Genomic DNA, 19519 nt, shown 5'->3' with positions numbered 1-19519 from the left:
GCGCAAGCCGGGATCGGGCAGACAAGGACGCAGTCAAAATGCGCCACAGGATTCTCGCAACGCTCTGTTTGGGCGCAATGGTCATGGTGTCGGGCTGTGGCGGACGCTCCGGCTCTGCCGAGGTGGACCGTGCTCTGAAAGACCTGAACGTGGTCGACGAGTCGAACCTCAACGACCTCATGCTGTCATCGGCGGACCCCAACGAGGCGGTTAGTTATTTCCGCAGGGCGACCGGCCAAGACCCCGGGCGCATCGACCTGCAGCGCAACCTAGCCAAGGCACTGGTCCGAGCCAAGCAGCCTAGCCAAGCCATCCCCGTTTGGATGAAGGTGACCAACCACAAGGAGGCCACCGAGGAAGACACGCTTTCCCTGGCCGATGCCCTGATCCGCAGCGGCGAGTGGGCCGAGGCCGAACGACAGGTCAACCAACTACCGCCTAATTTTCGGCCTTACAAACGCTATCGACTCGAAGCGATGATTGCTGACAGCCATGGCGATTGGGCCAAGGCGGACAGCTTCTATGAAACCGCGGTCGGTCTTACGAATGCGCCTGCGGGCGTGCTCAACAATTGGGGTTTCTCCAAGTTGAGCCGGGGTTCCTATGCCGAGGCCGAGCGTCTGTTCGCCCAGTCACTTTCCTATGAACCCGACCTCTTTACCGCAAAGAACAACATCGCGCTCGCGCGTGGGGCCCAGCGTAACTATACATTGCCTGCAGTGCAGACGACTCAGACCGAGCGCGCCCAGCTTCTGCACACGCTGGCCCTAGCCGCCATCAAGCAGGGCGACGTCGCCGTCGGTGAGGGGCTTCTGCGCGAGGCGATCGAAACGCACCCGCAACATTTCGACGTAGCTCATACTGCGCTTGAGGCGCTGTCGTCCAACGTCCGGAACTGATGTTCGACCTGACCCTGCCCCAAGGGGCCGCCGTGACGTTCCTGGTGCTCACCCTGCCCTTCTGCATCTGGGTGGCACTGTCGGATATACGCTCGATGAAGATCAGAAATAATGCGGTCATCGGTTTGATCGCCGTCTTTCTCGCCTCTGGCGCCTTCGCGTTCCCGGTGTCGACATTTGCCTGGCATCTCCTGTTCGGCATAATCGCCTTGGCGATCGGTTTCGCACTGAATGCGGGCGGCATTCTGGGGGCCGGTGACGCGAAATTCATCGCGGCGGCCACCCCGTTTATCATGCCACAGGATGCCGTTGCGGTGATCTATCTTCTGGCCGTGATCCTTCTGGTCACGTTCATCGCGCACCGTGTGCTGCGGGCAATCCCCGGAGTGCGCAACGCATTGCCCCACTGGGAAAGCTGGACAAATCCGAAGTTCCCCATGGGGTTGGCACTGGGGCCGACGCTCAGCCTCTATTTCACGTTCGCCGCAATAGGCTGATCCGGGCGAAGGTCGTACAGGGCGTAGCGGTCTGTTTCATGCAATCGTTCAAGAGCGTATCCCGCGTTCGCGAGGAATTCGAGCATCATCGTCTGTGTCGCACGGGACGTGGGACAGGTCGGCACAAGCAGCATTTCTGCCATATCGAGCCCCGGCGCGCCGCCATAGACCCATGGGGCAGAGCCCGCCAACCTCGGAAAATCAGTGCTGAACAGCCATAGCGGACCGATCAGATCCGCGACGAGCACACGCTTTTGGCCGAACCCTGTCGTTTCCAGTTCCTCTGCGGCAAGGCCGAGCCACCGGGCCAACCCAAGCTCCAGCGTACACCGTGCCTCGGCACCCCCCTGCAGATCGGCGCCAATATCTGCAAAGCTGAAATCCGCGCTCCCCTGTTCGGTGCCATAGACCCGAAGGTCCATCCGCCGGGCCCTGAACTCGAGGGTCAACAGGTCGTGATGTCCGGGGATCAGCTCGGTGTACTCGGCGGGGTCTGCGCTGGCATTGCGGATCGGGGAATACGCAATATTCACCACCGAAGGGGCTGAAACGCCCAGAAGCACGACGGCAGCGATCACCAGCCCCTGGTTGGGCCTGGCCGACTGGCCACTGCTGGCAAGAAGCACAATACCGGCGATTGCGGTCCATACAGGGTCATTCTCGAAATTTTGCCATGTTATATAGACGAATCCTGGAACCAGCAGCAGTAGACCCAGCCCCAGGACCCTGTCGCCGATCCGGCGGAGCAAAATGATTGAAGCCAGTATCGCTGCATGACCCACCAGATGATCCGGCGCGACGATCATCTTGTCGATTGGCAGGCCAGGGTACGCCCGGGAGGCCGATCCGGCGGTTGCCAATAGATCGTCGCTATAGGCAAACCAGTACTCCAGACCGGACCAAAGCGTGAAGCCCGCAAGAGCGAACGTCCCGATCCCCAGTCCCAGGGCCAAGCATTTATACTGCCGTCGGCCCAGCAAAAGCGCGACAATCCCTGGGATCAACGCGATCGCGAAAGTCGCCTTCAACAGGATCAATGCGGCAAGGGGCAACGCGATCGCGAGGGCGTCCGCAAGTCCGTGGTGTCTTCTCGATGGGAGCATTGCGCAGGGCAATGCAACGAAGGCCAGCGCCCAGCCCCATCTGTTATAATGCATTGACAAAGAGACCTGGGGGCTTGCCGTCCCCTGTACCAAGCCCAGGGCAAAGACCAGAACCACAGCGACATAGATCAGCCGAAGCCAGCCATCGAACCGGCTCACAGCAACCCAAACGACCAAGGGGGTCAGCGCAACTGCGACGACCGCCTGCCCCAAGAAGACCGAATGACCGGGCTCGACCCCCGTCGCGACGAAAATCGAGATGGGGGCAAAGGCCAGGATGCCTATGGGGGTCATGAAATCAAGATGCGGCAATTCACCGACCGCCATGCGAAGGACGATGTCCATCAAATGGATCACGTCCCCCTCGAACTGGGTGCCGTAGATGGCCGCGGTCGACAGGTTCAGCGCGGTCACACCTAGGATTACCGCGAACGCAAAGACCGTCGGGATCGCGAACAATCTGGGGGTCATTCCCGTCTTCCTTCACCTTTTCGCCTTAGTATCGCCCGTTCCGCCGGCCACGAAGGGAAAGCGCAACGCACGCCCGTCCGGCGGACGCACCGCGGCGCCGCGGACACGCTATCAAGCAAGGGATAATGCCTCATGAACATGCCCGTCAGCCCACCCACGCAGCCGCCGGCCCCCAAGACCGTCGAAGACGTGGGCCTGCCACGGGTGATGATGCGGGATATCGTCTTGAAGACGGTTTTCCGGACGAATGCCGCCACCGTCAGCGAGATTTCCCGCGCGATCGCCTTGCCTCTGACCGTGGCGCAAGCCCTGATCGACGAGGCACGTCAGCAGAAACTGCTCGAGGCGACCGGCACGCTTCACGCCGGCGCCGGGAACGAGATGGAGTTCAAGCTATCCGACACCGGGAAGGCAAGGGCGTTGGACGCCCTGGGGCAATCTGAGTACTTCGGCGCGATGCCGGTCCCCTTGGCGACGTATGCCGCGCAGGTCAAACGCCAGTCGATCCGCAACATTTCGATGACCCGCGACCGGCTGACCGGCGCCATGGGCCATCTCATCCTGCCCGACGATCTGCTCGATCAGCTTGGCCCCGCGGTCGGCTCGGGGCGATCCATACTGATGTACGGCCCCCCCGGAAACGGGAAATCGTCGATCTCCAACGGGATTCGAGATGCTTTGGGCGATACGATCTATGTGCCTCGGGCCATCGAATACGCAGGTCAGGTCATCACCGTCTACGACCCCATCGTCCATACGGCTGTGGAGGAACTGGCGGACGATCCGAATGCCCTTCGCCTGCGGAAACGACACGACGCACGCTACGTCCTTTGCACCCGGCCCACGGTCATAACGGGGGGCGAGCTTCGGTTGGGAATGCTGGACCTTGTCTATAACCCGACCGCGCGAACCTATCAGGCACCGCTGCAACTGAAATCTACCGGTGGCGTATTCATCGTTGACGATCTCGGCCGGCAGGAGGATTCGCCCCAATCCCTTATCAACCGTTGGATCGTGCCTCTTGAAGAGTCGAAAGATATCTTGGCGCTTCAGTCGGGCGAGAAGTTCGAGGTGCCTTTCGATACGCTGGTGATCTTCTCGACCAACTTCCACCCGAACAAGATCTTCGACAAGGCTGCGCTGCGTCGGATCTTTTACAAGATCAAGATCGATGGGCCAAACCAGCGTGATTTCCTCAGGATCTTTGCGATGGTTGCCAAGAAGAAGGGAATGCCCCTGGACGAAGCCTCGCTGGTCCATCTGATGAAGGTCAGATACCCTGAAATCGACAACGTCTATGCCAACTATCAGCCCGTGTTCCTGATCGACCAGATCATCTCTATTTGCGCGTTCGAGGGGATTCCGAACCAGATGACGCCGGCCTTGATCGACCGGGCTTGGGCGAACTTGTTCGTCGAAGAAGGTGACGTCGAACACTAGGTCGGACGGACGCATGGCATCCGGGGGATCGGCGCATTACATGGCGCATCATGACCATCCTTCCCCCCAGCTTCGATGCCTGGTTTGCCGCCCGTGGTTGGTCCATTCATCCTCACCAGGCGCAAATGCTGGAGCAGGCCGATGCCAACGCCCTCCTCCTCATCGCGCCGACCGGGGGCGGCAAGACCCTCGCCGGGTTTATGCCATCGCTGGCTGAACTCGCGGACGGCATGCATGAGGGGCTCCATACTCTCTATGTCTCGCCGCTGAAGGCGCTCGCCACCGACATCAGGCGCAACCTGACTGCCCCGGTGACCGAGATGGGGCTGCCGATCCGAATCGAGGATCGTTCAGGCGACACCACCTACACCCAAAAACGGCGCCAGCGCGCAGATCCGCCCCATATTCTTTTGACGACCCCTGAAAGCTTGGCCCTGATGTTGTCCTACGAAGATGCGCCGCGGATTTTCGCGGGCCTGAAGCGGGTCATCGTGGACGAAATTCATGCGCTGGCAGAATCCAAGCGGGGCGATCAACTGATGCTCGGCCTGTCACGCCTGCAAGCTCTGGTCCCGGAACTTCGCCGCGTCGGTCTTTCGGCAACAGTCGAGGATCCCTCAGCCATCGCCCGTTTCCTGGCGCGTCATCCCGACCCGTGCCAGATCCTCTATGCCGACCCGGGACCGGCCCCGGATATCGCCATGTTGGAAACCGGGATCGCACCACCCTGGGCCGGCGGCGGAGGAAGGTATGCCATTCCCGCGGTTCTGGATCAGGTCAAGCGGCACAAGACCACTTTGATCTTCCACAACACGCGGGCGCAGGCAGAGCTGTTCTTCCACGACCTATGGCTTCAGAATGATGAGGCTCTCCCCATCGGCATCCACCATGGCTCGTTGTCGCGTGAACAGCGGGCCAAGACCGAAGAGGCGATGGTAAACGGCAGCCTGCGCGCCATAGTGTGTACCGGATCGCTGGATCTGGGCATCGACTGGGGCGATGTCGATCTGGTCATTCAGGTGGGGGCGCCGAAGAACGTAAAGCGTCTTGTTCAGCGGATCGGCCGAGCCAACCATCGCTATAATGCGCCTTCCAAGGCGCTTCTGGTCCCGGCCAATCGATTCGAGGTCGTGGAATGTGTTGCCGCGCTCGAGGCAGTGAAGGAACGCGACCTGGATGGCGATCCTCGCGGGCCCGGCCCCAGGGACGTCTTGTGCCAACACATTCTAATCAGGGCCGCCTCTGGACCGTTCCGGGCCGAGGAATTGTACGCCGAAGTGAAGACGGTCGGCGGCTATGCCGACCTGAGCCGCGGGGCCTTCGACCGCTGCCTCGATTTTGTCGCCACCGGCGGCTACGCCTTGCGCGCTTATGACCAGTGGCAAAGGCTGATCGAGCGAGACGGCCTTTGGTCCCTGCGCGACCCCCGTGGGACCCAACGGATCCGGCAGAACGTCGGGACCATCATGGACACGGATCTGGTGAAGGTGCGGCTGAAGAACCGGCGTGGAGGCACCCCGCTCGGCGAGGTCGAGGAAGGGTTCGCGGCGACCCTGACCCCCGGTGACACCTTTTTGATCGGCGGCGAGATCGTGCGCTATGAGAACTTGCGCGAGATGGTGGTCGAAGTGACCCGCCGCCCCGAAAAGCCGCCGAAGATCGCGACCTTCATGGGGACGAAATTCGCGACCTCCACGCAGCTCAGCCGCCGTATCTTGCAGATGTTCGGGCAGGAAGATTGGCCTGAGCTTCCCGACGCGACCCGGGACTGGTTGCACCTGCAACGAAACAAGTCCCGCCTGCCCGAAACCGACCGTATACTGGTCGAGAGTTTTCCGTTCCTCGGCCGGGAGTACACGTGCGTCTACGGTTTCGCGGGGCGGAACGCCATGCAGACCCTCGGTCTTCTGATGACCGCCCAGATGGAAACGGCCGGCTTGCACCCTTTAGGCTTCGTGTCGACCGACTATGCGACGCTGATCTGGGGCCTCGACCGGTTGGAGGATCCAGCCCCCCTGTTCGACGGAGACGATCTGCGCACCGCGTTCGAAACGTGGTTGGGCGCCAATGCCGTCATGAAACGCACATTCAAGCAATCCGCTGTCATTGCCGGGCTGATTGACCGGCAGACGCGGGGGCAGCGAAGGTCGGGCAAGCAGGCAACCTTCTCGTCCGATATCCTCTACGACACCCTACGGCGGCATGATCCCGGTCACCTGCTTCTGGATATCACTCGGGAGGAAGCACTGAAGGGACTAGTCGATTTCGGTAGGATCGAAGAGCTTCTGACACGCACCGCCGGCCGTATCGACCATGTCGTAACGGACCGTCCCACACCCCTCGCCGCTCCTTTGTTCCTGGAAGCCGGGCGTGTCCCGGTCGAGGGCGCAGGCACGGAACGCTTGCTGGAAGACGAAGCCGCCCGCCTGATGGAAGGGGCCGGATTGGCGATTACGCAAGAAGACGCGCGGCGCTGGCGTGTGCCGTTCTGAACACCTTGTGCATCGCCCCTCGCGGCGATAATCGCATCGCTCGCTTGTGCGCCGGGTGGGCAATGGCTATTGAACGGACCATGAACTTCTTTGAATTCGCGCTTCAGAACGAGCGGTTGCGCCTCCTGTCGACGGGGGCCTTATGGTGGCCCAAGGCAGGCACCCTTGTCGTATCGGACCTCCATTTTGGCAAATCCGAACGGGTGGCCAGACGGTCTGGGCAAATGCTGCCGCCCTACGAAACCCGCGACACCCTTGCACGTCTTGACGCCGACGTTCTGGCGACCAAGCCGCAGCGGGTGATCTGCCTTGGCGACAGTTTCGACGACGATGCTGCGCGGGAAGGGCTGGGGATTGCCGAAAAGCTGTGGATCGCCCGCATGCAGGCCGGGCGCGACTGGGTGTGGATCACGGGGAACCACGATCCGGCCCTGCATGATCTTGGAGGACGGTCCCGGCCGGAGCTTTCGGTCGGACCATTGGTCTTCCGTCACATCACGACCCGAAGCCCCGGTGAAATCTCGGGTCACTATCACCCCAAGGCACGGCTTGTTCTGCGGGGACGCTCGGTCTCTCGTCCATGCTGTCTTTACGACGGCACGCACGCCATCCTGCCCGCATACGGAACCTATACCGGGGGGTTGGACTGGCTGAACCCGGCGCTGCGTTCGCTGATGGCAGAGGACGCGTGCGCCATCCTGACAGGGCAAAGACCCTGCGCGGTCCCAGTGCCCCAAGGCGCCCGCGCGTGACCTACGACGAGATCCGACGCAGTTTCGCCCGCCAGAGCATGATGACGACGCTTGGCGCGGAAATGACCGAGCTCGGTGAGGGTTTTGCAACCGTCGAGGCACCGGTGCATGACGGAGCGTTGCAACAGCATGGCTATGGCCATGCGGGTCTGGCCTTCTCTATCGGGGACTCAGCTGCTGGGTATGCGGCGCTGACCACCTTCGCCGGTGAGGTCATGACGGTCGAGATGAAGATCAACCTGCTTCGCCCCTGTGCAGGGGACAGGCTGATCGCGCGGGGAAAAGTGGTGAAGACGGGCCGGAGAATAGTCGTCGTGACCGCAACTGTCTCGGCGGTGGCCGACGGTATTGAGAAGGATATCGCGCTTCTGCAGGGAACGATGATACCAGTTTAAAAAGACTTCGCCGCTGCTCGATTTAGGCAGCGGCAAAGCTCGGTAGTCCATTAAAGGTTTAGATTAACGCCAGGGCGCCGAGTGCGATTCCCAAGAACATTCCGCCGTGGATCGCGAAGATAACGCTGCTCATTGTCACGTCTCCGTTGTGCTTGACATTGTAACACAGCGAAGGATCGCCTGGTTCCCATCCGAGTCGTTACCGTGCGCCCGACCAGCCCCGTTGGTCCGGGATATGCAGCCGCAGGCGGTCGCCGCGACTCAGCGTTCCCGGCCGCTCGACCCAAGCCGTCACTCCCCTGAGCCCTTCGGCGGCGGCCTTGAAGCCCCGACCGGGATCTCCAACCTCTTCCACGATCGTCTTGGTCGGCAGGTTGCAAGGGCGGTTCTGCATATCGACCACCAGGGTGACGCCGTCCGGTCCCTGCAGACGGGAAGAGGGCGGTAAGTGGCTGAAATCAGGCAGACCGGTCAAGACCACGGACGCCCCCAGCCATTCGGGCTTTAGCTCGGGCAAACCGATCTTGCAGGCGATCTGATCCATTTCCTCCAGCGACACCACGGACAGTTGGCGGACATTGGCAATCTCGGTGTCGCGGGGATGCTGGGCGATCACGCGCGAACACGAGGGTCTGATACGCCCGGCGTGATGCTCTCCGGCCATCCCCCCGAAGTCGAGGGGCATTTCATCCACCGCGCGCCCGTCGATCTCCGCGCGCGCTCGGTATGGCACCACGCCAAGCCAGACGACCGTAGCCGAGTAGTCAGTTGGAATGAGCGCGGGCATCGTGATCTCCGGGTGGCTGAACCTATCCTCTAGCGGATCCCGAAGAAAGAAAAAGGGCCGCTTGCGCGGCCCCTCTGATCAGGTGGGTTCCGGTTCCAGTCCGCCATCGGGTTTGGCCTTGGGCTTTGTCTTGGGGATCGAGGCTATAGACGAAGTGTTTCCCTGATCCGGCGTGTCATCGTCGTCACCGCGGTTCAGCGGTTCTCCGTTGATGACCTTCGTGATCTCGGGGCCTGTCAGGGTTTCATACTCCAGCAGACCCTGGGCCAACCGCTCCCACTCGTCTCGCTTTTCGGTCAGGATACGCTTGGCGGTCTGGTAACCTTCGTCGACCAGCGCGCGCACTTTCTCGTCGATCAAACGCTGGGTCGCTGCCGAATGATCCTTGCCGCCGGAGTAGCCGCCAAGGTAGCTCTGCTGTTCGTTAGCATAATCAATATACCCGATCTCGTCGTCGAACCCGAATTGTGTGATCATCGCACGGGCAATCTTGGTCACCTGTTGGATGTCCGACGCGGCACCGGAAGTGACGTTCTCTTTTCCGAACTTCAACTCCTCCGCGACTCGCCCGCCCATCGCCATGGCGATCTTCGACGTGTACTTCGTGTAGCTGACCGAAAGCTGGTCCCGCTCAGGCAGTGAGAGGACGAGACCCAGGGCGCGTCCCCGAGGAATGATGGTGGCCTTGTGAACGGGGTCGTGCTGCGGGACGTTCAGGCCCACGACAGCATGCCCGGCTTCATGATAGGCGGTCAGCTTTTTCTCATCCTCCGTCATGACCATGGACCGACGCTCGGCACCCATCATGACCTTGTCCTTGGCATTTTCGAAATCGTCCATCGTGACGAAGCGCCGACCGACGCGCGCTGCCATCAACGCGGCCTCGTTCACGAGGTTCGCAAGATCCGCGCCGGAGAACCCCGGAGTGCCGCGCGCGATGATGCGCAGGTCGACATTCGGTCCCAGCGGCACCTTGCGGGCGTGAACGCCGAGGATCTTCTCGCGTCCCTTAATGTCGGGATTCGGCACCTGGACCTGGCGGTCGAAGCGGCCCGGACGCAGCAGCGCGGGGTCGAGCACGTCGGGACGGTTGGTCGCGGCGACGATGATGATACCCTCGTTCGCCTCGAACCCATCCATCTCGACCAGAAGCTGGTTCAGCGTCTGCTCGCGCTCGTCGTTGCCCCCGCCATAGCCCACGCCGCGCGAACGGCCAACGGCGTCGATCTCGTCGATGAACACGATGCAGGGCGCGTTCTTCTTGGCCTGTTCGAACATGTCCCGGACACGGGACGCACCCACACCCACGAACATCTCAACGAAGTCGGACCCCGAAATGGTGAAGAACGGCACGCCTGCTTCGCCCGCCACGGCGCGGGCCAACAGCGTCTTACCCGTACCCGGAGGGCCAACCAGAAGCGCACCCTTGGGTATCTTGCCGCCGAGGCGGGAGAATTTCTGCGGGTTGCGCAGAAATTCTACGATCTCTTCCAAGTCATCCTTGGCCTCGTCGATGCCCGCCACGTCGTCGAAGGTAACGCGGCCATGCTTCTCTGTCAGAAGCTTGGCCTTGGACTTGCCAAAGCCCATAGCCCCGCCTTTGCCGCCGCCCTGCATCCGGTTCATGAAGTAGATCCAGACGCCGATCAGCAGAAGGAATGGCAGGAAGGTCATCAGGATCGTAGTGAATCCGGACTGCTCCTGCGGTTTGGCGTTGATGGTGACGTCGTTGGCCAGCAGGCGATCGGTAAGTTCACCGCCCTCGTCGGGGCGGACGGTCGAATAGTCCTGCCCGTCGGCACCGCGGAACAGCACCCGCTCACCATCGAGTGTGACAGTCGAAACCTCACCGCTTTCGACCTGTTCGACGAAATCCGAATAGCTGACCGAACGCGCGTTGAGCGATGATTGCCCACCCGAGAACAGGTTGAAGAGCGCCAGGACGAGCAAGAACAGAACGGCCCAGAAAGCGATATTACGCGCGTTTCCCAAGAAAACCTCCTAGGGTGGGAGTGTCGGTCGCAGGAATACCCGCGCCCGTAGTCGACCCAATAGATAACCACTAGCGCCAGTGATTCAATCGATAGAGTCCATTGGCGCGAATTCGTCGCGGAAAGACGCCGTCATAGCCGTCCAACCATCGCTCAGCCCGGCGAGGGGGGCCGCTACAAGGAAGTCACCCTGCCAGATTGCCGGGGTGGGAAGCAGGATCTCGCGGCGCAGCCCGGTCTTGCGCCAGTCAGGACATTGCGAAAGCCCGTCCGGACCCAAATCACGTACCTCGGCCCCGTCCAGACTGGGACCTGCAAGACGCCATCTTTGGTCCCAGGGATCGTTCACCCGGCCGGAGCGTCCGCGAACGGCATCGTATTCACGCACCATTAGCGCCTCGCTTGACTGCGAGATAAGGCGAACGCCGTGCAGAGTGGCATCCCGGCCTGCCTTCGCCGCGGCGATGAAACGTGCGGCATCGTCGCGCCGCGGGGCGTATGCTTGTGCCCCCACCCACCGAAGCGAGGCGACATAGACGCGCCGCACCAGTTCCTCAGGCTCGTCATGGAGCCGGTGAGATATGACAAGGGCTCCAGCCGTTTGGCGGCAATGCCGATCGACAAGGTTCAATGCCGTGGCATCTAGCGCCGTGCGCGCCCCGCGCATCTGATCGGCAACAGCCGCCAGCGTATCCGCATCAATCCCCAGGCCCTGCAATGCGGTCAGTCCGGCCCGGATGCGCGCGCGCTCATAGGTCGGGTCGCAGTTGGTCGGATCCTCGATCCAGTCGTGCCCGCGGGCGGTGAGGAACGCGCGGAGGGAAGCACGCGACACACATAAAAGCGGCCGGACGAACCGGACATTATCGACCGTGAAAGAGGCGCGCATGGTGGAGAGACCGTCGACGCCTGATTTGCGCGCCAGACGCATCACGAAAGTCTCGGCGACGTCGTCCCGGGTATGGCCAAGGACCACGCAAGCAAGGTCTTCGGCGGATGCCCATTCAGCCAGGGCCTGTAGACGCCCTTCACGTGCATTTGCGGACAGATTGCCAGTTCCGTCCCAGTTCCACGACAGGATACGATGCGGGATGCCACGCTCGCCGCAGAATTGCGCGACCGTCTCGGCTTCGCGTCGGCTTTCGGGGCGCAGGCCGTGATCGACGGTCGCCGCCCGGACGTTCAGGCCCGCTTCGCAGGCCGCTACGAGGGCGGCCAGGCTGTCCCCACCACCGGATACGGCGATGCCGATCCGGTGGTCAGGTATCGCAATCCCGGCAAGGCAGGATACCGGATCGGCCCTGTCGGCCACGGGTCAGGAGCAGGACAAACGGGCCCGCGCAGCCTCAGCCTCGGCGGCGGCCTCGGACGCCGGGAACCGCCCCGGGACTTCGCCCAGCGTGGCGCAGGCATCCGCGGTCTGTCCCAGCGTCTCCAGCTTGAGACCGAGTTGCAACAGCGCATCGGCCGCGCGCGGACCCTCGGGCTGCCCCGAGAACGCGTCGAGATAGGCGCGCGCCGCCTCGGCGTCCTCGCCGAGCTGGCTCAGGGCATCGCCGCGAAGATAATGCGCCTCACCGGTCAGCGGGCCGCCCGTGTAGGTCTCGGTAAAGGCCTGGAACTGGTCTGCGGCGCTGCGAAAGCTACCGGAGTCGAGGGCCTCCTTCGCCCGATCGAAGTCTTCCTGTTCCCCAACGGCAAGCTGGGCCCCGTTCGTCACCGGCGCCGGCCGGCTCGGCGGCGGCGTGTCGACGCCGCCAAGGGCGGGCGTCTCGCCCAGCGTGGCAAAGTCGCACCCTTCCTCGATTTCGCAAACACGGAAACGGAGGTCGCCAATCCGGTTGGTCCCGTCGGACACCACATCGTTGATCCGGTTCTCCATGCGCTCCGTGGCGCCGGTGAGCCGACGCAATTCAGCCTCCATCGCGTCGATGCGGGCCAGTGCACCCGTGCCTTCAAGGTTCACCGACGGCCCGCCGGTGGTCGACAACTCGCGCTGAAGGCCCTGCAACTCGGTCGACAGGACCGCAAGGTCCTGCTTGATGTCTGCCAGCGTCTCATCGCTCTGGGCCCAGGCGAGGCCCGGAAGCAGGGCGAGACTGAAAATCACACCGCGCAGCATCCGATCAGCTCGTCAGTCCGCCGGCGGCGATCACTGTAACGGCGCGGCGGTTCTGGGCATAGCAGGCCTCGGTCGAGCAGACCTCGATCGGGCGTTCCTTGCCGTAGGTGACGGTGCGAAGACGACTGGATGCGACCCCTTGGCTGACTAGGAAATCACGGGCCGAAGCGGCGCGGCGCGCACCGAGGGCAAGGTTGTATTCGCGCGTGCCCTGCTCATCCGCGTGGCCTTCGATGATGGCCGTGTAGGACGGGTTTTGGGTCAGCCAGTTGGCTTGGGCGATCAGGGTCTGGCGCGCGGCGTCGCCCAAGGTGGACTGATCAACGGCGAACAACACCCGATCCCCGATCGTCTCGTTGAAATAGGCGGGCGAGGACGGATCGAGCGCACCTTGCGTGATCGCGCCGTCATTCACGCCGGCCATACCGGTGCCGGCGCCGGTCCCAGCGCCCGGATCGCCTGCGCCGAAACGATTGGGGTTCGAACACGCCGCGACAGCTGCGACGCAGAGCACAAGGCCAAGTTTTCCGATGATACGCATCAATGCGCTCTCCTGCGAATAGGTTTACGTGTTGTTAGCACCGATGAACGGTCCTGTGAATCGTCAAGGCAGCAGCGGCGACCATGCGGGGTCAGACGCGGCGGCGGGTGTTTCGACCCGACGCAGGTTCCGCCCCGACACGTCGACCGAATACAGGGCTGGTTGCCCGCCCGCACCGGCGCTTTCGCGAGTGAACATCAGCACGCGGCCATTCGGCGCCCAAGTCGGCCCCTCGTCCAGGAAGCTGGCCGTCAGCAGACGCTCCTCGCTGCCGTCGGTGCGCATGACGCCGATGTGGAACCGCCCCTCGTTCTGCTTGGTGAAAGCAATCAAATCGCCCCGCGGTGACCAGACCGGGGTCCCGTAGCGCCCCGCGCCGAAGCTGATCCTCCGCGCCTCGCCCCCATTCGAAGGCATGATGTAAAGCTGCGGAGAGCCTGAGCGGTCGCTTTCGAAGACGATCTGGCTACCGTCCGGCGAATAGCTGGGCGCCGTCTCGATCGAGGGGGCGTTGGTCAGCTGTTCCGGCCCGCCACCCGGGCGCAGGCGGTAGATGTCCGTGTTGCCGTTGATCGACGCCGAGAAGACGATGGTCTGTCCGTCGGGCGCATAGCGCGGCGCGAAGGTCATCGATTCGGCCGGCACCTGCAGGGACCGCTGACTGACCGAACCCACGTTCATCTCATAGATGCGGGGAAAGCCGCTTTGATAGCTGGTGTAGAGGACGCGGTCCCCCGTGGGAGAGAAGCGCGGTGCCAGCACCAGCGAAGAACTGTCGGTCAGGTACTGCACATTGGCGCCGTCATAATCCATCACGGCCAGCCGCTTCTGCCGGTCGTTCTTCGGTCCCTGCTCGGACACGAAGACCACGCGGCTATCGAAATAGCCCGACTCGCCCGTGATCCGGCTGTAGACCTGATCGGCCACCCGGTGCGCCAGGCGTCGCCAACTTTGCTGGCTACCCGACAGCGACAAGCCCTCGCCCAACGGCGCCTCGGAGAAGACGTCGAACAGGCGGAACTTGACGGTCAGCGACCCGTCCGCGCCGGTCGCGACGGCCCCGGTAATCAGCGCTTGCGCGTTGATCGCCTTCCAGTTGGCATAGTTGACCGACGGGGTGAACTCGGTGATCTGGCTGACGAAGGCGTCCTGCGGGATGCGGCGGAACAGGCCGGTGCCGGTCAGGTCATCCGCGATCACCTGCGTGATCCGCTCCGCCCACTGCTGCGCATCAGGTGTTTCGGCGATCAGCGTCGGCAGCGCGAAGGGCAGCGGCTCGATCACGCCTTCGGTGATTTCGATGCGCAAGGGACCGTCCTGTGCCGTCGCCGGGGCCATCGGCAGCAGGGCAAGGGCCATCGTCGCGAGGCCGCGAAGAAACTTCATCGCCTTGTCTCCAATTCTAGGTTCGGGGGCGGTCATAGCATGTCCCTACCTGATCCGCATCTCGGCGGGGTTGAAGGTCACTTCGACCTGTTGCCACTGGGCGTATTTATCGACCGGCAGTTGATAACCGCCGCCTTCGACCTGGCAGCGAAGGATGGCGCGTCGGCCCCAGTCGTAAGCCGTCCGGATCGCCTCGGCCGAGCCGCCGCTGGCCGCGATCTGCTGGATCGAGCTGGAAACCACTTGGTTGTCCGGGGTCATATTGAAGCGGATCGTGATGACAACGTTCGCGGCCTCGGACCCCACGTCGACGTTCCAGCAGCGCCGGACCTGCAGGCGAAAGGCCTCGGTCTCGCCTTGGGTCAGCGGGGGACCGGCTGGTGCGCCTTCGAGGGTGCCTTGTTCGACCAGTTCCTCAAGGCCCGCAATGGTGTCGTCGACCGCGTCCTGAATGTTGTCGGACGAGGCGCGGGATGTCTCTCCAGGCGTCTGGGGCGCCGGCTCGGGGTCGGGTTCCGGCTCGGGCTCGGGTTCGACGGCTGCAATTCGCTCGGGGCGGCTGCGGGGACGGGAGGAACTGTCAGGCGCGGCGTCGGCGACGGTCGAGGACGGCTCTTCGGCCTCGGTCACGATCTCGGTCGTCGCTTCCGGCGGCGCCTCGGGGGCTTCATCTTCGACCACCTCGGCCGCAGTGTCGTCGGGCTCCGGGGCGATGGCGTCCTCTGGCGCGTCGGCGGTTTCAGCCTCCAGCGGAGGCTCGGGCGTCGCTTCCTCGGCCACACGGGGTGCCGGGCGGGGCGTATTCACGTCATCCAGGGGCAGCGCCTCAGGGGCCGCGGCATCGGGGGCAATCTCGGCCTCCGGGACGGGATCAGGCTCGGGGAGGGGATCGGGGACCGGCTCGGGCTCCGGTGCTGGTTCGGGCTCCGGGGCCGGTTCGGTGACGCGCGGGGCCTCTGGGATCTCGGCTTCCTCCGGGGCGGTCTGGTCGATGGCGGCCGAAGGCTCCTCGGCCTCGACCATCGGGGGCGGCTCGCTCTCGCCGACCTCGGGGCGGGTCAGCGCGGCAAATTCCTCTTCGCTCAGCACGGTAACTTCCGCCGACTCGACCGGCGGCAAGGGATCGCGCTGAAAAATCCCGCCCAGAAGAAGGAACAGGATCAGCGCGACATGCGCCACCGAGGATATGATAAGCGGCGTGTCCATGCCCCCTCAGGGCCCCCTCGCCTACTGGTCCGTTCCGTCGAGCCTGCGCCCGCCCGAATCCGTCACAAGCCCGATCTGATTGAACCCGCTGGCGTTCAGAGCGCCCATCACTTCGGCCACCTGCGCGTAGGGGATCGCCCCGTCGGCGCGCAGGAACACCTTTCGGCTTTCACGCTCTGCAGCGATGGCGCGAAGCTGCGCGATCAGGTTGTCGCTTTCGGTTTCGTTGTCCATCAGCAGGACCGCACCTTCAGCGGTCAGCGTGATCGTCAGCGGCTCTTCCTGCTCGGTCGGCAGTGCCTCGGCGGCCGTTTCGGGCAGCTCGATCGGCACGCCGACGGTCAGAAGCGGGGCCGACACCATGAAGATGATCAAAAGCACCAGCATAACGTCGACAAAGGGCGTCACGTTGATCTCGGACATCGGACGGACGCGGCTGCGCCGCCGTCTGCGGCTGCCGCTCGCCTCCTTGGAAACGACCCCTGCCCCCATGTCAGCCGTCCAATTGCCGGGACAGAATGGTCGAGAATTCATCGGCGAAGGCTTCGTAGCTGCCCACGATCCGGCCCTGGTCCGCCGAAAGCTTGTTGTAGAAGATAACCGCCGGGATTGCCGCCAGAAGGCCCAGGCCGGTGGCCAGAAGCGCCTCGGCGATGCCGGGGGCCACGACGGCAAGGTTGGTGTTCTGCTGCTCGGCGATGTCGATGAAGGCGGTCATGATGCCCCAGACCGTGCCGAAAAGGCCGATGAAGGGGGCGGTCGAGCCGATGGTCGCCAGGATCGGCAACCCCTTTTCCAAGTCCTCGGCTTCGCGCGATATGGCCACGTCCATACTGCGTTCGATCCGGGCCTGCGCGCCGGGGATCATCCGGCCATCGTCACGGTGGGATCGCTGCCATTCGGTCATGCCGGCTGCGAACACGCCGGCCGCGCGGCCGTCCGGCTCGGGGCCCAGTTCGCGATACAGCTTGTCCAGGGGCTCGCCCGACCAGAAGACCGCGTCGAATTCGGCCGCCTCGGACCGGGCCGACCGGAACGTCAACACCTTGCGGATGGCGATGGCCCAAGACCAGACGCTGGCCGCAATCAGAAGCAGCATCACCAGCTTCACGATGAATGAGGCGCGGGCGAATAATCCCAGCATGGAGAAATCAATCTCCGACGCGGCTGCGAGGGCTTCGGTTTCCATATGTCCTGCTCGTTTACGTCGCCGTGCGGGCCGTGTTCAGCCTCTTTGCGCTCTTACCTAGCGGAGTCCTCGTGCAAAAGCCATATAAACTGCACGATAGAGTGAGACGGCCGGGGAACGGCCCGGATCGGCGAAGTTTTGCCCGGCGCGGTCAGCGCTGCGCGCGAATGACTTCGGGCAGTCTCTTGGGCGCCCCGGTCTGGGGATCCATCGCAACCACCTCGACCGTCGCGCGGAACAGGGCCTCGTCGCCGCGCAGCACCGTCTGAACCAACGTCAGCCGAACCCCGCCCGCCGTCTCGACCTCGGTCGAGACGCGCAGGACGTCCCCCAATCGGGCCGGCGCAAGGAAATCGGCCGCGATGCGCCGAACCACAAACACGGTTCCCGCCTCGCGCAGGGCCAGCTGATCGACACCCAGCGCGGCGACCCAATCCGAGCGCGCCCTTTCGATGAATTTCAGGTAATTCGCGTGATAGACGACCCCGCCCATGTCGGTATCTTCGTAATAGACCGTGACCTCGAACATCAGCTTGGTCGGCCAACGCGGGCAGAAAGGCGAAGCGCGTGGGCGGCATCGTCGGCGACCGCGGGCATAACTGGCTCATACGCGGCACGGATCAGCGCCCCGATCTCGGGCCGCAGGATCACTGCCCCGCCCGGAGCTTGCGCCAGTGCGGACCGGTTGGTGAATGCCGTGTCCGACCAGAGCAGGATGGTCTGCACGACCTGGGCCAGCGCGACGGTCTCGGCCGGAACCTTCGACATCTCTTCATCCATACGCACGAAGACGAAGGCGGCCCGGATCGCGCCGGCCTCGTCGAAGCGGAAGATCCGATACTGGTTCGCCGCGATCCCCTCCAACCGGTCCAGAAGCGGGTATAGGTCAGGTATCAGGCGGTCGAGGTCGGGGACATGCCGCAGCTCGTCCCACTCGCGCATGAAGAAGACCATAAAGTTGACCCCAAGTTCGGGGTCGGTCTCCGTCAGTTCGTGTCCCGCCAGTTGCAGCACCGCCTCGAGCGCGCCCTTGATGACGGACAGGGTTGGGTCGTCGACGCCGAACACCACGGGGGCAATGGGTCGGCCCCACCTGGCAAAGGCGTAGGTTCCGTCGGACCGGGTGAACAGGTCCTTGATCTCTTCGGGGGTCATCGCGGTATCGGTCATGGGTCGAATGCTAGGGCTAGGTCAGGTGTCGAACAGGTCGCCGCCGCGCACGGTGGGCGGCATGAGGCCAAGATGCGTCCAGGCGCCCTGCGCCAGCATCCGTCCACGCGGGGTCCGCTGGATCAGGCCGTTCTGCAGCAGGTAGGGCTCGATCACCTCTTCAAGCGCGTCGCGGCTTTCCGACAAAGCGGCGGACAGCGTCTCGATCCCGACGGGGCCACCTTGATAATGCTCGGCGATCAGGGTCAGGTACCGGCGGTCCGCACCGTCCAGGCCCAGCTTGTCGACGCCAAGCCGCGTAAGGGCCTGATCCGCAAGCTCCCGGCTCAAGCGGCCGTCTCCTTCGACAAGGGCGAAATCCACCACCCGCCGCAATAATCGCCCGGCGATCCTCGGGGTGCCGCGGGCCCGCGCCGCGATTTCGCGGACCCCGTCCGGATCTGCCTCGATCCCCATAAGCCGAGCACCGCGCGCCACGATGGCTTGCAGTTCCTCGACCGTGTAGAATTGCAGGCGGATCGGAATGCCGAAGCGGTCCCGCAACGGAGTTGTCAACAGGCCCAGACGCGTTGTCGCCCCGACTAGGGTAAAGGGCTGAAGCTCGATACGGACCGTGCGCGCGGCCGGACCCTCGCCAATGACGAGGTCAAGCTCGAAATCCTCGAGCGCGGGGTACAGCACTTCCTCGACCACCGGGTTCAGCCGATGGATCTCGTCGATAAACAGGACATCACGCGCTTCGAGATTGGTCAGGATCGCCGCAAGGTCGCCGGCCTTCGCCAAAACCGGCCCCGAGGTCATCCGGAAATTCACCCCCAGTTCCTTCGCGACGATCTGCGCGAGGGTCGTCTTACCCAGACCCGGGGGGCCGTGGAACAGGGCGTGGTCCATGGCCTTGCCGCGCATCCGCGCACTTTCAATGAAGACCTTGAGATTGGCACGCGCCTCGGCTTGGCCGGTGAACGCATCAAGCGACTGCGGCCGCATCGCGGGACCGTCATCGTCGGGCAACCGCTCGGGGCGCAAGGTCGGGTCGGGCGGGCTCATTGGGGCAGCACCTCACGCAGAGCTGGTGGCA

Annotated in this window: 19 protein-coding genes; 6 read left to right on the top strand and 13 right to left on the bottom strand. The window is 63.5% G+C overall.

The genetic code is table 11. From position 1 onward, the window contains the following. The first annotated feature begins 38 nt into the window (after positions 1-38). Both PAA8504_RS12755 and PAA8504_RS12750 read left to right on the top strand, forming a co-directional pair. Positions 39-899 (top strand): tetratricopeptide repeat protein, encoded by an 861-nt coding sequence (locus tag PAA8504_RS12755; protein WP_108894572.1) that lies wholly within the window; start codon positions 39-41, stop codon positions 897-899. Next, positions 899-1396: an A24 family peptidase gene (locus tag PAA8504_RS12750; protein WP_108894571.1), complete on the top strand. Its 498-nt coding sequence runs from the start codon at positions 899-901 to the stop codon at positions 1394-1396. Before PAA8504_RS12755 ends, PAA8504_RS12750 begins: the two co-directional genes overlap by 1 nt. On the opposite strand, the gene PAA8504_RS12745 is transcribed toward PAA8504_RS12750, so the two are convergent. Further along, positions 1369-2970 carry a hypothetical protein gene (locus PAA8504_RS12745; protein ID WP_108894570.1) on the bottom strand — a complete coding sequence of 534 codons (1602 nt, stop codon included), beginning with the start codon at positions 2968-2970 and terminating at the stop codon, positions 1369-1371. The genes PAA8504_RS12750 and PAA8504_RS12745 overlap by 28 nt on opposite strands. Positions 2971-3102: 132 nt before the next feature. On the opposite strand from PAA8504_RS12745, the gene PAA8504_RS12740 reads away from it, so the two are divergent. From PAA8504_RS12740 to PAA8504_RS12725, 4 genes are all read left to right on the top strand, one after another. Beyond that, a complete protein-coding gene (locus tag PAA8504_RS12740; RefSeq protein ID WP_108894569.1) occupies positions 3103-4410 on the top strand; it encodes an ATP-binding protein in 1308 nt (435 codons plus the stop codon). A gap of 50 nt (positions 4411-4460) precedes the next feature. After that, positions 4461-6902: a ligase-associated DNA damage response DEXH box helicase gene (locus PAA8504_RS12735; RefSeq protein WP_108894568.1), complete on the top strand. Its 2442-nt coding sequence runs from the start codon at positions 4461-4463 to the stop codon at positions 6900-6902. A gap of 80 nt (positions 6903-6982) precedes the next feature. Then, positions 6983-7654 carry a ligase-associated DNA damage response endonuclease PdeM gene (gene pdeM / locus PAA8504_RS12730; RefSeq protein ID WP_108894567.1) on the top strand — a complete coding sequence of 224 codons (672 nt, stop codon included), beginning with the start codon at positions 6983-6985 and terminating at the stop codon, positions 7652-7654. A 38-nt stretch (positions 7655-7692) separates the two neighbouring features. After that, the gene (locus PAA8504_RS12725; RefSeq protein WP_108894657.1) at positions 7693-8049 is read left to right on the top strand and encodes a PaaI family thioesterase; all 357 of its coding nucleotides are present in this window, start codon (positions 7693-7695) and stop codon (positions 8047-8049) included. A gap of 199 nt (positions 8050-8248) precedes the next feature. Here the strand turns inward: PAA8504_RS12725 and PAA8504_RS12720 are convergent, their stop codons facing one another. The 12 genes from PAA8504_RS12720 to ruvB all read right to left on the bottom strand — a co-directional run bounded on the left by PAA8504_RS12720 (position 8249) and on the right by ruvB (position 19488). Next, a complete protein-coding gene (locus tag PAA8504_RS12720) occupies positions 8249-8836 on the bottom strand; it encodes an MOSC domain-containing protein (RefSeq protein ID WP_108894566.1) in 588 nt (195 codons plus the stop codon). 78 nt (positions 8837-8914) lie between these two features. Continuing rightward, a complete protein-coding gene (gene ftsH / locus PAA8504_RS12715; protein ID WP_108894565.1) occupies positions 8915-10828 on the bottom strand; it encodes an ATP-dependent zinc metalloprotease FtsH in 1914 nt (637 codons plus the stop codon). 84 nt (positions 10829-10912) lie between these two features. Continuing rightward, positions 10913-12139, bottom strand: a complete 1227-nt coding sequence (gene tilS / locus PAA8504_RS12710; RefSeq protein WP_108894564.1) for a tRNA lysidine(34) synthetase TilS — start codon at positions 12137-12139, stop codon at positions 10913-10915. A 3-nt stretch (positions 12140-12142) separates the two neighbouring features. Then, positions 12143-12949 (bottom strand): tol-pal system protein YbgF, encoded by an 807-nt coding sequence (ybgF, locus tag PAA8504_RS12705; protein ID WP_108894563.1) that lies wholly within the window; start codon positions 12947-12949, stop codon positions 12143-12145. A 4-nt stretch (positions 12950-12953) separates the two neighbouring features. Beyond that, on the bottom strand, positions 12954-13490 hold the full coding sequence (pal, locus tag PAA8504_RS12700; RefSeq protein WP_108894562.1) for a peptidoglycan-associated lipoprotein Pal: 537 nt from the start codon (positions 13488-13490) through the stop codon (positions 12954-12956). A 63-nt stretch (positions 13491-13553) separates the two neighbouring features. After that, positions 13554-14876 (bottom strand): Tol-Pal system beta propeller repeat protein TolB, encoded by a 1323-nt coding sequence (gene tolB, locus PAA8504_RS12695; protein WP_108894561.1) that lies wholly within the window; start codon positions 14874-14876, stop codon positions 13554-13556. Positions 14877-14921: 45 nt separating this feature from the next. After that, positions 14922-16082, bottom strand: coding sequence for a cell envelope integrity protein TolA (tolA, locus tag PAA8504_RS12690; protein WP_108894560.1), 1161 nt, complete (start codon positions 16080-16082; stop codon positions 14922-14924). 21 nt (positions 16083-16103) lie between these two features. Further along, positions 16104-16574 (bottom strand): protein TolR, encoded by a 471-nt coding sequence (gene tolR, locus PAA8504_RS12685; RefSeq protein WP_108894559.1) that lies wholly within the window; start codon positions 16572-16574, stop codon positions 16104-16106. 1 nt (position 16575) lies between these two features. Further along, positions 16576-17271, bottom strand: a complete 696-nt coding sequence (gene tolQ / locus PAA8504_RS12680) for a protein TolQ (protein ID WP_108894558.1) — start codon at positions 17269-17271, stop codon at positions 16576-16578. A gap of 151 nt (positions 17272-17422) precedes the next feature. Further along, complete coding sequence (gene ybgC / locus PAA8504_RS12675) at positions 17423-17800, bottom strand: tol-pal system-associated acyl-CoA thioesterase (RefSeq protein ID WP_108894557.1); 378 nt, start codon at positions 17798-17800, stop codon at positions 17423-17425. After that, positions 17800-18426 (bottom strand): hypothetical protein, encoded by a 627-nt coding sequence (locus PAA8504_RS12670; RefSeq protein WP_108894656.1) that lies wholly within the window; start codon positions 18424-18426, stop codon positions 17800-17802. Before PAA8504_RS12670 ends, ybgC begins: the two co-directional genes overlap by 1 nt. Before the next feature lie 36 nt (positions 18427-18462). Next, positions 18463-19488, bottom strand: coding sequence for a Holliday junction branch migration DNA helicase RuvB (gene ruvB / locus PAA8504_RS12665; protein ID WP_108894556.1), 1026 nt, complete (start codon positions 19486-19488; stop codon positions 18463-18465). Positions 19489-19519: the final 31 nt, after the last annotated feature.

Origin of the sequence: Palleronia abyssalis, from assembly GCF_900302445.1 — a bacterium.
Taxonomy (GTDB): Bacteria; Pseudomonadota; Alphaproteobacteria; order Rhodobacterales; family Rhodobacteraceae; genus Palleronia; species Palleronia abyssalis.
The sequence above is the reverse complement of the archived record's forward strand: the minus strand, read 5'-3'. Positions and strand labels throughout refer to the sequence as shown.

Excerpts from the sequence above, each read along its gene's own strand:
- PAA8504_RS12725 (WP_108894657.1), top strand. The coding sequence starts at position 7,693 with ATGATGACGACGCTTGGCGCGGAAATGACCGAGCTCGGTGAGGGTTTT.
- tolB (WP_108894561.1), bottom strand. The coding sequence starts at position 14,876 with ATGAAGTTTCTTCGCGGCCTCGCGACGATGGCCCTTGCCCTGCTGCCG.
- tolA (WP_108894560.1), bottom strand. The coding sequence starts at position 16,082 with ATGGACACGCCGCTTATCATATCCTCGGTGGCGCATGTCGCGCTGATC.
- tolQ (WP_108894558.1), bottom strand. The coding sequence starts at position 17,271 with ATGGAAACCGAAGCCCTCGCAGCCGCGTCGGAGATTGATTTCTCCATG.
- ybgF (WP_108894563.1), bottom strand. The coding sequence starts at position 12,949 with ATGCTGCGCGGTGTGATTTTCAGTCTCGCCCTGCTTCCGGGCCTCGCC.
- pdeM (WP_108894567.1), top strand. The coding sequence starts at position 6,983 with ATGAACTTCTTTGAATTCGCGCTTCAGAACGAGCGGTTGCGCCTCCTG.
- PAA8504_RS12740 (WP_108894569.1), top strand. The coding sequence starts at position 3,103 with ATGAACATGCCCGTCAGCCCACCCACGCAGCCGCCGGCCCCCAAGACC.
- PAA8504_RS12720 (WP_108894566.1), bottom strand. The coding sequence starts at position 8,836 with ATGCCCGCGCTCATTCCAACTGACTACTCGGCTACGGTCGTCTGGCTT.
- PAA8504_RS12745 (WP_108894570.1), bottom strand. The coding sequence starts at position 2,970 with ATGACCCCCAGATTGTTCGCGATCCCGACGGTCTTTGCGTTCGCGGTA.
- ruvB (WP_108894556.1), bottom strand. The coding sequence starts at position 19,488 with ATGAGCCCGCCCGACCCGACCTTGCGCCCCGAGCGGTTGCCCGACGAT.
- pal (WP_108894562.1), bottom strand. The coding sequence starts at position 13,490 with ATGCGTATCATCGGAAAACTTGGCCTTGTGCTCTGCGTCGCAGCTGTC.
- PAA8504_RS12750 (WP_108894571.1), top strand. The coding sequence starts at position 899 with ATGTTCGACCTGACCCTGCCCCAAGGGGCCGCCGTGACGTTCCTGGTG.
- PAA8504_RS12735 (WP_108894568.1), top strand. The coding sequence starts at position 4,461 with ATGACCATCCTTCCCCCCAGCTTCGATGCCTGGTTTGCCGCCCGTGGT.
- ybgC (WP_108894557.1), bottom strand. The coding sequence starts at position 17,800 with ATGTTCGAGGTCACGGTCTATTACGAAGATACCGACATGGGCGGGGTC.
- PAA8504_RS12755 (WP_108894572.1), top strand. The coding sequence starts at position 39 with ATGCGCCACAGGATTCTCGCAACGCTCTGTTTGGGCGCAATGGTCATG.
- tolR (WP_108894559.1), bottom strand. The coding sequence starts at position 16,574 with ATGGGGGCAGGGGTCGTTTCCAAGGAGGCGAGCGGCAGCCGCAGACGG.
- PAA8504_RS12670 (WP_108894656.1), bottom strand. The coding sequence starts at position 18,426 with ATGACCCCCGAAGAGATCAAGGACCTGTTCACCCGGTCCGACGGAACC.